Below are 15769 nucleotides of genomic sequence, written 5' to 3'. Positions count from 1 at the left end.
GCCGGGGCAGCGCGGTGCCTCATGGCGCGAGCCCGGTGGGCGCTGTCTCGGAGCGCTGCCCCGCGGCGGGCATCAGGGCGGGGAAGGCGGTGTGCCGGTTCTTCCAGAAGGGCGCGTCGGGCCACCGTTGCTCCTCGCGGTAGGTGCAGCTTCGCCTGTGCAGGTGGTCGTCGAAGCGCAGATGAAGCGTTTGCTCGTAGGCGCTGAGCGCATCCGCTTCACCGCGCAGGTATTGCTCCAGGGCTTCGGCGGCGAGGAGCGCGGAGTCCAGCGCGCTGAAGATACCCTGGGCGGACAGCGGGTCATGGGTGCAGGCCGCATCGCCCACGGCGAGCCAGCGCTCACCGTGCATCTGGTCGAGTTCGCCGACGAGCACGGGCGCCGCGACGAGAGGCTCTCCGGCGAAGTCGCAGACCGCCAGCCTCGCCTGGGTGACGGGGGCTTGTTCGAGCAGGGCCGTCCACGGTTCCGGCGTCGCCCAGCGCAGTCCGTGCAAGGAATCTCCATCACCCACCAGGGTGACGGCGACACAGTCCGAGGGCAGTCGCGCGGAGTGCCACCAGCCTTCCGGACAGGATTCCACCAGGGCATCCGTGGGGAACGATTCCCCTGGCCGGAGCTGGAACGTGCCATGAACGGTGAAGCAGCGGTCGCGGATGCGGCGCCGCGCGCCCTGGGTCATGGCGAAGGTGGCTTTCCATCCGGTCGCATCCACGACGAAGCGCGCCCTCAGCGTGAGCGCGCCTGTCTTGCGTTGGGAGAGGTGCAGCCGATAGCCCTCCTTCGCGATGGACTCGACGTCCAGCAGGGTCGTGAGGCGAAGGACGCGGACGCCTTGCCGGGCTGCCTCCAGGCTGAGCCGTTCATCGAAGCGTGCCCGGTCCAGGTGCCAGGCGGAGCCCCAGGGCGACATCCGCATGTCCTGGACGCGGGGCTCCGCGCGGCTCCAGCACGAGGACGTCCCGCGCGAGGCCAGGTGTCCATCGCGCAGGAAGCTGCTCCAGACACCGAGCCGGGACAGGGGAATGCGGAGGTCGGGTGACAAGGTCTCGCCCGGGCGGTGTGTGTCGTAATCCGTGCGCTCGAGCATCACGACGGACAGGAAGGGCGCCAGGTCTCGCAAGGCCACGGCCATGGCCGCGCCCGCTGGGCCGCCTCCGATGATGGCGACGTCGTAGGAGGCTTCGCTCATGGCGCGCCCCTCCGCGCGGCGGCGGGCGTCCCGTTGCGGCAGGGCTCAGGGCGCCTGGTTTCGACGGGGGCCCGGGGAATCTCGTGGGTGGGGCTCAAGCTTTCGCTCCTCATGTTCCGAGGGGCGATGTGCAAGGCACATTCCTCCTGGCGGCGAGGCGCGGCGCCTCCGCGCGTGGGCTCCGCGTCACGGACTTCCGCTGTGTGCGGTGGCTCGTGCCGGGTGGCGGATGACGCGTCACGCTGCTCCCGTGACGTGTCAGCGTCATGCCCGCACGCAAGGATGGCGTCCCGCCGGGCCCCCGCCTGGTGCCGGGAGCACCCGCAGTGGGGGCCTACTCACGACGTTCTGTCGCGTTGACGCCGGGCTGTACCTGTGTTCAGGCTAGCCGTGGAGGTGCCCATGGCCCCGCAAATCAGCCTCGACTTCGCCACGGAGTACGCGGCGCATCCGGCGCTGGCACCGTTCCATCCGGTGGTGCGCCGCTGGTTCGCGGAGCGACTGGGCGAGCCCAGCCGTCCCCAGGTGGAGGGCTGGCCGCTCATCCGGGCGGGCCAGGACGTGCTCATCGCCGCGCCCACGGGCAGTGGCAAGACACTGACGGCGTTCCTCGCCGCGCTGGACGCGCTCTTCCGGCTGGCGCTGGAAGGCACGCTGCCGGACTGCACGCAGGTGCTCTACGTATCGCCGCTCAAGGCGCTGGGCAACGACGTGCAGAAAAACCTGCTCCAGCCGCTGGAGGAGCTGCTCGCCCGGGCCCGCGCGGAGGGCTTCCGTCCGCAGGAGCTGCGTGTCCAGGTGCGCAGCGGAGACACCCCGGCCTCCGAGCGCGCCCAGATGGTGCGCCGTCCGCCGCACATCCTCATCACCACGCCAGAGTCCTTCTACCTCTACCTCACGGCGGAGAAGGCGCGCGCCACGCTGCGCGCGGTGCGCACCGTCATCGTGGACGAAATCCACGCCCTGGCGCGCGACAAGCGGGGCAGCCACTTCGCGCTGTCGCTGGAGCGGCTCAAGGCGCTCACGGACGCGCGGCCCCAGCTCATCGGCCTGTCGGCGACGCAGAAGCCGCTGGACGCCATCGCCGGGTTCCTCACCGGCGCCTCCCACCGGGAGTGCAAGCGGGTGGAGGTGGGCCACCTGCGCCCGTGGGATTTGACGCTGGAGATTCCAGACGCGGAGCTGTCGTCGCTGGCCAGCCACGAGATGTGGGGGCAGGTCTACGACCGGCTGGTGGAGCTGACGGGGACGCACCGCACGACGCTCGTCTTCGTCAACACGCGGAAGATGGCGGAGCGCGTGGCGCACGACCTGGGTGAGCGCCTGGGCGAGGGCACCGTGGCGGCGCACCACGGCAGCATGTCGCGCGAAATCCGTCTGGCCGCGGAGGAGAAGCTGAAGTCCGGGCAGTTGCGGGCCATGGTGGCCACCGCGTCGCTGGAGCTGGGCATCGACGTGGGCAACGTGGACCTGGTGGTGCAGTTGGGCAGCACGCGAGCCATCTCCGTGTTGCTCCAGCGCGTGGGCCGCGCGGGCCACCACAAGGCTGGCATCTCCAAGGGCATCCTCTTCGCGATGACGCGGGACGAGTTGATGGAGTGCGCCGCGCTCCTCAACGCCGTGCGCGAGGGAGACCTGGACGCGGTGCGGATTCCGGAGAAGCCGCTGGATGTGCTGGCGCAGCAGATTGTCGCCGCGTGTGCCTGCGAGGAGTGGGACGAACGCGCGCTCTTCAGCCTCTTCCAGCGCGCGTACTCGTACCGGAACCTCACCTGGGAGGAGTACCAGGGCGTGCTGGAGCTGCTGTCCGAAGGCGTGGCGGCGCGCCGGGGCCGCGCGGGCATCCACCTCCACAGAGACCGGGTGAATCAGCGCCTCAAGGGTCGGCGCGGCGTGCGCATCACCGCGCTCACCAATGGCGGCGCCATCCCGGACACCTTCACCTTCAACGTCACCGCCGAGCCCGAGGGCAAGGTGGTGGGCACGCTGGACGAGGACTTCGCGGTGGAGTCCTCGCCCGGGGACATCTTCCTGCTGGGCAGCACCGCGTGGCGCATCCAGCGCGTGTCGGGCAGCACGGTGCAGGTGGAGGACGCGCGCGGCGCGCCGCCCAACGTGCCCTTCTGGCGCGGCGAGGCGCCGGGCCGCACGGACGAGCTGTCGCTCCAGGTGGGCCGCCTGCGCGAGGAACTCACGCAGCGCGAGGATGCGCCGGCGTTCCTCCAGAAGGAGCTGCGCATGCCGCCGCCCGCGGTGGACGCGCTGATGGGCTATCTGCGCACGGGGCAGAAGATGCTCGACGCGGTGCCCAGCCACACCACCGTGGTGGCCGAGCGCTTCTTCGACGAGGCGGGCGGCATGCAGCTCATCATCCACGCGCCCTTCGGCAGCCGCATCAACCGCGCGTGGGGCCTGGCGCTGCGCAAGCGCTTCTGCCGCTCGTTCGACTTCGAGCTCCAGGCGGCGGCGACGGAAGACGGCATCCTCCTGTCGCTCGGCGAGCAGCACTCCTTCCCGCTGGCGGAGATTTTCGACTTCCTCCACCCGGACCACGTGGAGGAGGTGCTGGTGCAGGCGGTGCTCCAGGCGCCGATTTTCGGCACGCGCTTCCGGTGGGTGGCCACGCGGTCGCTCGCGCTGCACCGGATGATGGGGGGCAAGCGCGTGGCGCCCAACCTCCAGCGCGCCCGCAGCGAGGACCTGCTGGCGTCGGTGTTCCCGGAGCAGGTGGGCTGCCAGGACAACCACGGTGGTGGCGACCTGGAGCTGCCGGACCATCCGCTGGTGAAGCAGACCATGGATGACTGTCTGCGCGAGGCCATGGACGTGGACGGCCTGCGCGAGGTGCTGCGCGGCATGCGTGATGGCCGCATCCGCCTGCTGGCGCGCGACGTGCCGGAGCCCAGCCTCTTCGCGCACGCGATGATTCACAGCCAGCCCTACACCTTCCTGGATGATGCGCCCGCCGAGGAGCGCCGCGTGCGCAACGTGGCCCTGCGCCGCGCCATGCCCGCCGAGGACGTGACGGCCTTCGGCGCGCTGGACGCGACGGCGATTGCCACGGTGGTGGCGGACGCCGCCCCGCCCATGCGCGACGAGGACGAGCTGCACGACGCGCTGTTGCAGCTGATTCTGCTGCCCGCCGAGGAGGTGCCGCGCGGCATGGCGACGCCCCTGTTCGAGCAGGGCCGGGTGGCGTGGATGGACCTGCCCGCGGGCCGCTTCCTGGTGTCGGCGGAGCGGGGCAGCGCGCTGCGGGTGCTCTTCCCGGACGCGCCCATGCAGCCGCCGCTGCCGGTGCTGGCGCATGACCGGCCCGTGGAGCGGGACGCCGCCGTGCTCCAGGTGGTGCGCGGACGCATGGAGATGCTGGGGCCCACCACGGTGGCGGAGCTGGCCCGGCTCGTCGTGTTGGACGAGGACTCCGTCAACGCGGCCATGCACCAGTTGGAGGCCCAGGGCAACGTGCTGCGCGGCCGTTTCCGGCCGCTGGAGGTCCCACTGGCGGATGGGGTCAGCCCGCCGCTGGAGTGGTGCGACCGGCGCCTGCTCCAGCGCATCCACCGGCTGACGGTGGGGCGGCTGCGCAAGGAAATCGAGCCGCTGAGCGCGCAGGACTTCATGCGCTTCCTCTTCCGCTGGCACCACCTGGAGGAGTTGGATGCGCTGCGCGGCTCCACGGGGCTGCTCAAGGCGGTGCGGCTGCTCCAGGGCTATGAGGCGCCGGCCTCCGCGTGGGAGCGCTTCCTGCTGCCCGCGCGCATGCGCGGCTACACGCCGGACCTGCTGGAGCGGGCCTGCTACGCGGGTGAGGTGGCCTGGGGGCGGCTGACGACGAAGGAGGCGAAGCCCGCGCCGGGGCCTCGCCGGGGCGCGCCGGTGACGCCGCCGGAGCCCGCGCCCACGCGCTCGCGAGCGTCGCCCACGCGCAACGCGTCGTTGACCTTCACCCTTCGCGAGGACCTGGAGTGGATGCTCACTGCGGCGCGGCCTCACGCGGTGCTGGCGGACGGGGACGTGTGGACGCCGCCGGACCTGAGCGCAGCCGCCAAGGACGTGGTGGCGGTGCTGGAGCGGCGCGGCGCCTGCTTCTTCCAGGACCTGGTGTCGCGCGCGCGCAGGCTGCCCGCCGAAATCGAGGACGCGCTGTGGGAGTTGGTGGCGCGCGGGCTGGTGACGGCGGACGCGGTGCAGAACCTGCGCGTGCTCCAGAGCCCGGCACACCGCAAGCGGCAGAAGCTGCTCCAACGCGGTGGCCCTGGCCGCTGGAGCCTGCTGACACCCGCGGAGCCGAAGTCGCAAGACGATGTGCTGGACTCGCTGGCACGCCTCTTCCTCCAGCGCTACGGCATCGTCTGGCGCGACCTGGTGATGCGCGAGGCGCTGGCGCCCACGTGGCGCGAGCTGCTCTTCGTGTACCGCCGCATGGAAGCGCGCGGTGAGGTGCGCGGTGGCCGCTTCGTGTCGGGCTTCGTGGGCGAACAGTTCGCCCTGCCGGAGGCGGTGGACATGGCGCGCTCGGTGCGCCGTCAGCCTCCGTCCGGTGTGCGGGTGCAGTTGTCCGGTGTGGACCCGCTCAACCTCACGGGCGTGGTGACGCCCGGGCCGCGAGTACCGGCGATGCCGGGCAACGTGGTGACGTACGTGGACGGCGTGCCGCGAGATGTCGGCGCACTGGACGATGCGGCCGACGGCAACGTTGGAGAGGACACGGAAGACGGCGGCGAGGCGATGGCGAGCTGAGTGGTGAGGCCCCGTCGGGCAGCGGATGCTAGGGTGCCGCCCCTTCCGTTTCTTCCGAGGGGTCGCCCGAATGCGTCGCCTGCTGTTGATGGGACTGTTGCTGCTCTCCGCCACCTCCTGTTCAGGCGATGACGAAGACCCGGGGGAGCCGTCCTCCAGGACCGGGCGCATCCAGGGGACGCTGACGCCTTTCCGGAGCAGTGAACGGTCCGCTGGCGACGGTGCCTCCCAGACGGTGCGCTCGCCGTTTCGCGCGGGTGAGCTGGAGAAGCTGAAGGAGACGCTGCGGGAGATGCACGCGGTGCGCTCGCGCGAGCCTCGGGTGGCGCCGAAGGCCGTGCCGGGGCTTCGCATCATCCCGTCGCAGCCGGGCGCGGCGCCGCTCGAGCGGGCCTCCCGCGAGGCCCCCACGATTCCCGGGGACGTCATCCTCCGCTTCGAGGAAGCGGGCCTGACACCGGAGCGCGTGCTGGCGGCGGTGCGGCGCCCGGGCTTCCGCGCGGTGCACAAGGGTTACGCGAGTGAGTATGTGCACCTGGTGGGCTACGAGCCGCTGGATGGCAAGGCGGTGACGGCCGCGAAGACGCAGGAGTGGGCGGCGCAGCTCGCCCAGGTGCCGGGCGTGACGTACGCGGTGCGCAACGAGCGGATGCGGGCGACGGCGGCGCCGAATGACCGGGGCTACAGCCTTCAGTGGCACTACCCCACGCTCAACCTGCCGGCCGCGTGGGACCTGGTGCCGGACGCAACGGACGTCGTTGTGGCTGTCATCGACAGCGGCATCGTTCCGCACCCGGACCTGACGAATGTGTTGCCGGGTTACGACATGATTTCGGATCCGCAGAACGCGGGTGACGGCGACGGCCGGGACAGCAACCCGAGGGACGAAGGAGGGGACACGCCCAGCGGCGGCTCGTCGTGGCACGGCTCGCATGTGGCGGGCACCATCTCCGCGGACACGAACAACCAGGTGGGGGTCGCGGGCGTGGCCTGGAACGCCAGGTTGCTTCCCGTGCGGGTGCTGGGGAAGAAGGGCGGGAGCAGCTTCGACATCGCCGCGGCCATCACCTGGGCCACGGGCGGCTTCGTGCCGGGCGTGCCGCCCAATCCGAACCCCGCGAAGGTGGTGAACATGAGCCTGGGTGGCAGCGCGCCGCCGCAGGCGCTGTACCAGGACGCCATCGACGCGGCCTTGGGACGCGGGGCCATCATCGTCGTCGCAGCGGGCAACGAAGATGTGGATGCGCGCAACAGCACGCCGTGCAACCAGCAGAACGTCATCTGCGTGGGCTCCACCAGTCTGGCGGGCCAGCGCAGCAGCTTCTCCAACTTCGGCGTGGACGTGGACGTGGTGGCGTCTGGCGGAGAGATGCGCGAGGACCTGAACGGTGACGGCTATCCGGACGGCGTGCTGTCCACGGTGCTGGATGAGAACGGGCAGCCGGCCTATGCCTTCTCGCAGGGCACCAGCATGGCGGCGCCTCACGTCGCGGGCGTGGTGGCGCTGATGGCGGCGTCGCGGCCGGACCTGACGGCCGCGGTGGCGGAGCGCATCTTGAAGGAGACCGCCACGCCGCTCACCAACGCGCAGTGCCCGGAAGGCTGCGGCGCGGGGCTCGTCAACGCGCGCGCGGCGCTGGCCCGTGTCGCCAACGTGGACCCCGGCACGTTGGACCCTCAGCTCAACGTGACGACGTCCACACTGTTCTTCCGGGGCAGCGGGACGCAGCAGCTCATTCTCAGCAACGTGGGCGGCAACCGGGGCGGCGATTTGACGGTATCGGCCAGCGTCAGTGGGCCCAATGCCTCGGCGGTGTCATTCCCGCAGGGCAACACGGTGCGAGTGCCCGCCTTCGGCTCGGCCCCGTTGAGTGTGGCGGTGGATGCATCCGGGCTGGCCGGAGGGGACACCGTGGTGACGCTGAACCTGGTGGGCTCGGGGACGGCGGGCTCGGCGACGGTGGCGGTGAAGATTGGCGTGGCGGGCGCCGCCAATGACCTGGACGCCCTCATTGCGTTCGTGTGGCAGGACGCGCAAGGCGAGTGGCAGGCAGCAAAGGAGGCCATCGCTGTCGCGCGCGCCTCGGCGGACTACGCGTACAGCATCTCCCTGGCGCCGCGGACGTACTACGCGTTGGCCACCATCGACGACGACCTGGATGGCAACTTCTTCGAAGACGGCGAGCGCACCGGCTACTGGCGCAACGTGGACTCCTTCGAGCCGCTGGAACTGGAGGCGGGCGACCGCATCGAGAATGTGAGCTTCGACCTGATTCCCCTGGCGCCCATCGATGATGACCCGGCGCTGGTGGTGGGCAGTGCGTGCGGCTCCAGCGTGGACTGTCCCGGGGGCGTGTGCGTGACGGACTATCCGGGCGGGTACTGCTCCATGGATTGCACCAGCTCCGCGTGTCCGGCGGGTTCGCGGTGCTACATCGTGGATTCCTCCTCGGGCCTCAAGGCCTGTCTGGCGACCTGCACGCGGCAGGTGGGCACGGGGCAGGGGGACTGCCGGCCCGGGTACGTCTGCTACAGTGACGGCACGGGTTCGGGAGCGTGCCAGCCCAACTGCCGCACCTCCGGCCTGACGTGTGGGCTGGGACGGACGTGCATGGCCAGCGGCTTCTGTCTGTGAGATTCGGGGGGGAGGGCTGAGCGATTCAGCGGCACTCCCGCTCCCGGAACACCACTCCGTCCAAATTCAGTCGTGCCGCCACGTCGACGAAGCGCTCCGTGGCGAGGATGACCGTCCATGCGTCTTCCATGCGGAAGAGGTCCGCGCTTGCGGGGAGTGAGGACGCCTGGAGGATGATGGGCTGGGGCAGGTCGAACGGCTCGTTACCGCAGGTCGGGCAGGGGGGCTTTCGGTTTGCCGGGAGGCAGTCGGGATGGAGTCGCCCGTGCAGCTCCAGTTGCAGTTCCATCAGGTCCGGTGGGTTCTTGCCACGGAAGCGGACGTCGACAGCCTGGCCTGTGAGTCCTCGCAATCCGTGGGATTGCAACGCCTCCAAGGTTTCGCGCCGGAGCAGGAAGGTCCAGGGGTTCTGCATATAGAACGGACCGAAGCGGCCCATGCCAGGGCCTGTCAGCGGGCCGAATTGTGCCCCTGGCTCGAGTCGTGCCCATGCCGGAGCGAATGGTCGCACCCGCTCCACGAGCTTCAGCATCGTATCGCGCGGCACGGGCCTGGGGTCGGAGAGGGTTTGTTGCTCCCTGGCAGGGAGGCTGGATAGGTCGACGCAGGGATAGGCGAGGGCGGGGGAGCCGCCTCCCGCGCGGCATGTCGGGCAGGGCTGTACGCCCGGTAGTCCCCAGCGATGAATGGCGTCAATGCTGCCCGTGTAACCGGCGGCCGTATCTTCCTCGACTTCAAATACCTTCACGAGCGTTCCTGGGATGGGGGCTTCCTGGGGCGGTCAGGGGCTTTGGAATTGGGGGCCGTGCTGGTACGGCGCAACGGACGTGTTGTACGGCACCACGGGGCCGGTCAGCTCGAATTGGAAGATGAGCTCGACGGCCTTGCGGTGAAACACTTCGGGAGGAAGGGGCCCGCTTCGTTTGGCCCTCATGAAGTCGCGCCAGGCTTGATTCCACATGCCGCCTCGGCCCGTGCCGCTGTGAATCTGGCGGTGGATGTGTTCCGGAACCAGCATGGTGAACTTGTGGATGTCCACGCCATTCTGCGTGAACCACTGTGCAAGCTCCCTCTGTTGGGGAAACAGGTGGTGCTTCACGAGCTTGCCCGGTACGCGGGGGATGGCGGGAAGAAATCCCTGGCGGTAGCGGAAGTGGAACGTCATCCGCGGCCGTGCGCCCGGATGGATGCCCATGTTTCGCCAATTGCGGAAGGCGGGAGGGCGGTAGGTCCGAGCCAGCTCTACCACAAGGGCTGGAGATGACTGCGCCACCGAGTTGGCATCGACATCCCCGCATTCGAAGATGCCGCACAGTCCCTCATCACACGCAAGCACGACACAATGGCCGTCGTCCGTGGATGCACACGACTCCGCGTGTTCGCCGTCCTCCAGGTCATACGCCGCGGGTGGAGTCGCCGCGCACGCACAGAGGACGAGGAGTGGCAGCAGCGTCATGGCCCTGCGCGAGAAGGATGGCATGGCGTTCGATGCTAGCTGAGGGCGGCAGTGGGGCTTGCTTGAGGCTGGCCGTGACATCTGGTGGTCGCTCGAGAGCCCGTGTCCAGAGCGGCCGAGGGGTAGAGAGGTGGACACTCGGCCACAGTTCCCAATTCCCACCGGGCAGTGACAGCGGCATCGTGCAAGCACCTTGTCCTTGATGCTGCGACTGAAGAGTGAGACGCGCCCGCACCACGAGCGCACCGAGGCCCAGGTGCGATTGATGGATGCGGACCTGACGCCCACGGCGTACCGACGTCACCTGGAAGCGCTTCACGGCTTCTACGTTCCGCTGGAGGCCCGGCTCGCCGGGCTGGGCCTTGAAGCGGTTCCTGGCCTGTCCGTCCACGCGCGTTGGAAGGTACCTCTCCTGAAGGAGGACCTTCGCGCGCTTGGCCATGACGCCGCCTCGCTCGAACGGTTGCCACACTGCGCGGGACTGCCCTCACTGGCGGGCGTGCCCGAGGCCCTGGGCTGCCTCTATGTGCTGGAAGGCTCCACGCTGGGCGGCCAGCTCATCCTCCGGCACCTGCGCCGCCACTTCGACGGCGTGTCCCTGGGCGACTTCTCCTTCTTCCGCGCGTACGGAGATGAGGTCGGGCCCCGGTGGCGTGCCTTCGGTGACGCCGTCAACCAGGCCTCCATCTCCGCGACGGAAGACACCTTCGATGCCCGCGTGGTGACGGGCGCGCAAGACACCTTCGACGCCTTCGCTGACTGGCTGCGACAGGGACAGGCACCTGCCTCCGTCTCCGCCTGACATCGACCTGGGGCAGTGCGTTCGGGAGCCCCCACCTGACTGCTTCGTCGTCGCCCGGCTTCAGCGCGTCACAGGACGGCGGGCGCGCTGCCACGCAGCATGAAGTACACGACGACGCCCGTCGCCGACACGTAGACCCAGATGGGCGCCAGCCACCGCGTCACCTTGCGGTGCCGCACGAAGTCCTTGCGCCACGTGAAGTAGAAGGCCACCAGCGCCATGGGAACCACGGGCATGGACAGCAGCACGTGGCTGGCCAGGATGCACAGGTACAGCCCACGCCAGTCCCCCACGTAGCGCGTGTCGCCATGCACGAAGTGGTAGGACAGGTAGCAGACCAGGAAGAGCGCGGACGCGGTGAAGGCCGAGACCATCAGGTACTGGTGGACCTGCCGCGCGCCTCGTTTGATCGCCACCCACCCGCCGATGAGCAGCGCCGCGGCCGTGGCGTTGAGCCCTGCGTTCACCGCTGGGAGGAAGCGCAGGTTCACCCCCTCCACCGGGCCGCCGCCGCGCACCAGCAGAATCCACCCGATGAACGCCAATGCCAGCGCGGACACCACGGCGGTGAAGATGAAGAAGGCCCGGTCACTCACCCGGGGCGGCAGCGCGGCAGGGGCGGCGTTCGACATGGGCCCTATGTCTCGCGTGGCGGGCTTCGTTGCAACCCTTGCTAACTGGCTGACACTATTAGGGAATACATGTGGGATGAAATGTTCCACTGGGTACTACTGGATACTGAAACTGTAATTCCTGCATACTGAGAACGGTCCCCCCGACCCCCCCTTCCGGAGGTCCCCCGTGCTCCGTGTGCGCTACCTTGCCTGCCTGGCTGGTGCCGCCTTGCTTCTGGCCCTGCCAGCCTCCGCTCAAGAGGAGGCTGTCTGTTCACCAGTTGTCGCGAAGGTGCCCCTGGAACGGCATCTCCGGCAGCTGTCGCTGGACTTGCTCGGCCGTCCTCCCACCTACGAGGAGTACCAGGCCGCCCAGGCCAAGGGCTCCATCGGCGTGGAAGACATCCGCGCCATGATGACGAAGGACGAGTTCAACGCGCGCATCCGCAACTACCACCGCGCGTTGCTGCGCTCGAACCTCTCCGGAAGCCTCAACAACAACCAGAACTCGCGGGTGACGGGCAACGGCATTGCCACCGCCTATGGCGTGGCCGGCAATCCCGCCACGACGCTGCGCGGCGCGAATGGCGCGACGTGTAACTCAGACATCGCGCAGGACCAGTGCCTCACGGCGGAGCAGCCAGACGCGCACGCGGCGCCCCTCACCGAGCGTCCCCGGACGAAGTGCCACGACGACGAGGGCGTGCCGCTGGCCGTCAGCTACGACTACGACACGAACTACTACGCGTGTACGCCGCTCGCGCCGACCACGCCGGATGGCACGGCGAAGTGCTCGGACCTGCTGAGCACCAGCCACCCGAAGCACGAGTACCTCTACTTCTGTGACCAGCGCGGCTCGGGCAGCGGCGCGGGGGCCTTCATCTGCGAGCCGGACCCGACGAAGACCACGACCCGGGCGCTGACGGTGAAGGAGATGGATGGCGCCAAGATCAAGGCGTTCAAGCACCCGAACCCGGACTCCAAGCCGGCGCTCACCGAGCTGAAGCGCTGCACGCTGGACCTGGAGCTGCGCAATGGACTCAAGGGCAACTACGGGGTTCAGCGCGGCTGCGTCCTGCGCGAGGGCTTCGTGAACAAGGCCGCGCCCTACTGGGCCACCGACAAGACGCCGGAGAGCGTCAAGGTGTGCGCCATCGACGCGCAGGAGCGCACCCACAACCCCTGGAACATGGCGTCCTGTGAGACGTCCCGCTTCTCCACCGACCGCAGCTGCGGCTGCGGCGTGGGCATGCGCCGCTGCGAGACGCCCGCCATCACCGCGCAGGACATCCGGGATGTGCACAGCCTGCGCGTGGCCGCCTTCAACGAGGAGCCGCTGCGCATCGCCGAGTCGGTGGTGCAGCGCGACGAGCCCTACTTCAACATCCTCACCACGCGCCGCTCGTTCGTGAACGGCACCCTCTCCGAGTACTTCCGCAGCCAGCAGGGCGTGGGCGTCTTCAACGTGACGACGCCCACCGCGCAGGGCGCCGTGCCGGTGGTGGCCTACAACGACACGGAGGCTTGGGCGGAGTACACGCGTAACGAGGGGCACGCGGGCGTGCTCACCACGCCGTCCTTCCTCTACCGCTTCCCCACGCACCGCGCGCGGGTGAACCACTTCTACGAAGCCTTCCTCTGCAAGACGTTCGCGCCGCCGCCGGGGGCTTCGTCGCCCGCGCCGGAGGACGCGTGCAACCGCGAGAACAACCTGGCGGTGCGCTGCGGCTGCAACTACTGCCACGCCACCATGGAGCCCACCGGCGCGCACTGGGGCCGCTATGCGGAGCGCTCCGCGCAGTTCCTCGCGCCCGACCAGTTCCCTCGCTACGACCCGAAGTGCCGCGACTGCGCCCTCAACAACGACACCAACTGCGGTGGCGAGTGCAGTCAGTACATCATGCAGGCCTACGACGGGGATGGTGCCAGCAGCCTGGGCATGCTCAAGACGTACCTGTACCGCACGGCGGACGAAGAGCAGAACATCGAGGCCGGTCCCGCGCTGCTGGTGCAGAAGATGCTCCAGTCGGGTGACCTGGAGCGCTGCACGGTGCGGCGCATCTGGACCGAGTTCCTCGGCCGCCCGATGACGGCGGAGGAGCAGCGCATGTACCTGGTGCCCTTCGCACAGGACTTCGCGCGCAACGGCCACCGCCTCAAGGCGCTCATCGAGCGCGTGGTGACGTCCGACGCCTACCGGAGGATTGACTGATGCGCCGCCTCGTTTTGACCGCCGCGCTGCTCGCGCTGGCCTCCGGTTGCACGAAGGATGACACGCAGTCCACGGACGGCATCATCGAGCCCATCGCCAACCCGCATCAGCCTGGGGACTTCACGCCCCTGCCGGACCCCGAGGTCCAGGACGGCAGCGTGGGCCGCGCCCCGCGCCGGCTCACCGTGGCCCAACTGGACGCCGCCATCGTCGGGGCGGTGGGGCAGCGCTGGAGCGAACTGGACTCGCGCGCCACGTCCATGGGGCGCGCGGACTATGCCCTGGTGGTGAGCGAGAACATCGAGCCCAACCTGGTGTTCGCCAAGTTCCTGGAGGATGGCGCGCGCAAGGTGTGCATCAGCCAGGCGTCCGCGGAGATGCGCATGACGGACGCGTCGGCCCGCACCATGGGCCGGCTGTTGCCGGAGAAGTGGGATGACCTGACGAAGCTGACCGACGCGGAGGTGCGCGCGCAGCTCGTCTACATGTCCACCCGCTTCTGGGGGGCGCCGCTGTCGGGCGAAGAGCTCACGAAGTGGGCGTCCTTCTTCACCCAGGCCGCGAGCCGGGTGCAGACCCTCTCCTCTTCCAAGCGCCATGAGACGTTGGCCGTGGTGTGTATCGCCATGCTGACGGACCCGCGCTTCATCACCTACTGAAGCTCGGAGTGACCGCGATGAAGAAGAACCGCCACGACGAGAATTGCTCCCAGGGCTGTGCCCACGGGCGCCGTACCTTCCTCAAGGCCACCGCTGGCTTCATGGGTTCCGCCCTGTTGGGTGGGCTGCCCTTCCGCGCCTTCGCCCAGGCGGCGGAGATGGCGCCGGCGGACCGCTGCTTCGTGTTCGTCTACTTCAACGGTGGATGGGACCAGCTGCTGGCCTTCGACCCGAGGGACCCGACCGAGTTCACCGCGGACCGTGCCTCGGAGACGAAAATCCTCCCCGGCTACGACCAGATCAACGACGCCCGCTTCGAATCCCGGCCGCTCATCCCCGCCGAGCTTCCGGGCGTGGGTCGGTCGAACATCGACTTCGGGCCCGCGGTGGGCACCGAGCTGGCCAGGCACTACGATTTGATGACCGTGGTGCGCGGCATCAACATGAACACGCTGGGCCACGAGGTGGGCTACCGCTACTTCCTCACCGGGAAGATGCCCATTGGCAGCGCCGCGCGTGGCTCCTCCACGGCGACTGAAATCGTGGGGCAGATGAAGCCGCGCGTGCCCATTGCCTCCATCTCCTACAACGTGGAGTCGTACAACGACCGGTACGGCGGCTATGCCAACGCGCTGCGCGTCAGCCGCCGGGACGACCTGATTTTGACGCTGAAGGGCAGCGCGGACGCGCTGGACAGCGAACTCGAGAAGCAGCTGCTCGACTTTCGCGGCCAGCCCGTCAACTGCGAGCAGGCGGCCTATGGCGCGCGGGGGGTGGGTACCACCTACTCCAACAGCCAGGAGCAGATGCGGCTCATCCAGTCCCAGGGACTGGACAAGTCGTTCGACTTCCTCGTTGGGCCCAACCAGCCGCACAGCGCGGAGATGGCGGCCATCCGCACGAAGTACAACCTAACCAGCGCCACCGACGTGAATGGCGAGCGCGGCCGCGCCGCCACGGTGGCGACCGCGCTGAAGAAGGGCATCGCCCAGTGCGTCACCATCAACCTCACGGGCGGCCTGGACACCCACTTCGGCAGCCAGCTCACGCAGGCCAACAATCAGCGGCGCGGCTTCGACGCCCTGGCCATGCTGGTGAAGGACCTGCGTGAGAGCGACCATCCCGCGGGTGGCAAGTTCATGGACCACACCACCATCATGGTGTTCTCCGAATTCTCCCGCACGCCGCTCATCAACAGCTCCGGTGGCCGTGACCACCACCTGAGCAACTCCGCGCTGCTGATGGGGGCCGGCATCAAGCACAACTTCGTGTTCGGCCGCAGCGGCGACATTGGCATGGCGCCGGGCACCTTCGACCTGCGCAACGGCGCGTCGGACCCGAACGGCGAGAACATCCTCCCCGAGCACGTCATCGCCACGGTGCTGGCGTCCGCGGGGCTGGACTACAGCATCACCCGCGTCGAACCGCTGCGTCCCATTCTCGCCTGAGCCGTCCA

At 69.1% G+C, this 15769-nt stretch carries 10 protein-coding genes; 6 read left to right on the top strand and 4 right to left on the bottom strand.

Going from position 1 to position 15769, the window contains the following annotated elements; translation table 11 throughout:
* Positions 1–19 precede the first annotated feature (19 nt).
* Entirely contained in the window at positions 20–1192 is a 1173-nt protein-coding gene (locus BLU09_RS03175) for an FAD-dependent monooxygenase (RefSeq protein WP_090485195.1), read from the bottom strand.
* 402 nt (positions 1193–1594) lie between these two features.
* Here BLU09_RS03175 and BLU09_RS03170 point away from each other — a divergent pair, with 402 nt between their 5' ends.
* The gene (locus BLU09_RS03170; RefSeq protein ID WP_186817670.1) at positions 1595–5935 is read left to right on the top strand and encodes a DEAD/DEAH box helicase; all 4341 of its coding nucleotides are present in this window, start codon (positions 1595–1597) and stop codon (positions 5933–5935) included.
* A 70-nt stretch (positions 5936–6005) separates the two neighbouring features.
* A complete protein-coding gene (locus BLU09_RS03165; protein ID WP_244171374.1) occupies positions 6006–8570 on the top strand; it encodes a S8 family serine peptidase in 2565 nt (854 codons plus the stop codon).
* A gap of 25 nt (positions 8571–8595) precedes the next feature.
* On the opposite strand, the gene sitI6 is transcribed toward BLU09_RS03165, so the two are convergent.
* A complete protein-coding gene (gene sitI6, locus BLU09_RS03160) occupies positions 8596–9318 on the bottom strand; it encodes a SitI6 family double-CXXCG motif immunity protein (RefSeq protein ID WP_090485186.1) in 723 nt (240 codons plus the stop codon).
* Between the two features lie 33 nt (positions 9319–9351).
* Entirely contained in the window at positions 9352–10050 is a 699-nt protein-coding gene (gene sitA6, locus BLU09_RS03155; protein ID WP_090485183.1) for a SitA6 family polymorphic toxin lipoprotein, read from the bottom strand.
* A 178-nt stretch (positions 10051–10228) separates the two neighbouring features.
* On the opposite strand from sitA6, the gene BLU09_RS03150 reads away from it, so the two are divergent.
* On the top strand, positions 10229–10828 hold the full coding sequence (locus tag BLU09_RS03150) for a biliverdin-producing heme oxygenase (RefSeq protein ID WP_090485181.1): 600 nt from the start codon (positions 10229–10231) through the stop codon (positions 10826–10828).
* Between the two features lie 68 nt (positions 10829–10896).
* On the opposite strand, the gene BLU09_RS03145 is transcribed toward BLU09_RS03150, so the two are convergent.
* Positions 10897–11460 (bottom strand): DUF420 domain-containing protein, encoded by a 564-nt coding sequence (locus BLU09_RS03145; protein WP_011551121.1) that lies wholly within the window; start codon positions 11458–11460, stop codon positions 10897–10899.
* 169 nt (positions 11461–11629) lie between these two features.
* Here BLU09_RS03145 and BLU09_RS03140 point away from each other — a divergent pair, with 169 nt between their 5' ends.
* Genes BLU09_RS03140 through BLU09_RS03130 form a run of 3 tightly spaced genes read left to right on the top strand, consistent with a single transcriptional unit; the run spans position 11630 to position 15761 of the window.
* A complete protein-coding gene (locus BLU09_RS03140) occupies positions 11630–13654 on the top strand; it encodes a DUF1585 domain-containing protein (RefSeq protein ID WP_090485178.1) in 2025 nt (674 codons plus the stop codon).
* A complete protein-coding gene (locus BLU09_RS03135) occupies positions 13654–14313 on the top strand; it encodes a hypothetical protein (protein ID WP_090485176.1) in 660 nt (219 codons plus the stop codon). The genes BLU09_RS03140 and BLU09_RS03135 overlap by 1 nt, the downstream gene beginning before the upstream one ends.
* Positions 14314–14330: 17 nt before the next feature.
* A complete protein-coding gene (locus BLU09_RS03130; protein WP_090485174.1) occupies positions 14331–15761 on the top strand; it encodes a DUF1501 domain-containing protein in 1431 nt (476 codons plus the stop codon).
* The last annotated feature ends 8 nt before the right edge of the window (positions 15762–15769 follow it).

The organism is Myxococcus virescens (assembly GCF_900101905.1).
In the GTDB taxonomy this organism is placed as follows: domain Bacteria; phylum Myxococcota; class Myxococcia; order Myxococcales; family Myxococcaceae; genus Myxococcus; species Myxococcus virescens.
This window is presented reverse-complemented; position numbering and strand designations above follow the sequence as displayed.

Coding starts and splice junctions, on each gene's coding strand:
- BLU09_RS03175 (WP_090485195.1), bottom strand. CDS start 1,192: ATGAGCGAAGCCTCCTACGACGTCGCCATCATCGGAGGCGGCCCAGCG.
- BLU09_RS03170 (WP_186817670.1), top strand. CDS start 1,595: ATGGCCCCGCAAATCAGCCTCGACTTCGCCACGGAGTACGCGGCGCAT.
- BLU09_RS03165 (WP_244171374.1), top strand. CDS start 6,006: ATGCGTCGCCTGCTGTTGATGGGACTGTTGCTGCTCTCCGCCACCTCC.
- sitA6 (WP_090485183.1), bottom strand. CDS start 10,050: ATGCCATCCTTCTCGCGCAGGGCCATGACGCTGCTGCCACTCCTCGTC.
- BLU09_RS03150 (WP_090485181.1), top strand. CDS start 10,229: ATGCTGCGACTGAAGAGTGAGACGCGCCCGCACCACGAGCGCACCGAG.
- BLU09_RS03145 (WP_011551121.1), bottom strand. CDS start 11,460: ATGTCGAACGCCGCCCCTGCCGCGCTGCCGCCCCGGGTGAGTGACCGG.
- BLU09_RS03135 (WP_090485176.1), top strand. CDS start 13,654: ATGCGCCGCCTCGTTTTGACCGCCGCGCTGCTCGCGCTGGCCTCCGGT.
- BLU09_RS03130 (WP_090485174.1), top strand. CDS start 14,331: ATGAAGAAGAACCGCCACGACGAGAATTGCTCCCAGGGCTGTGCCCAC.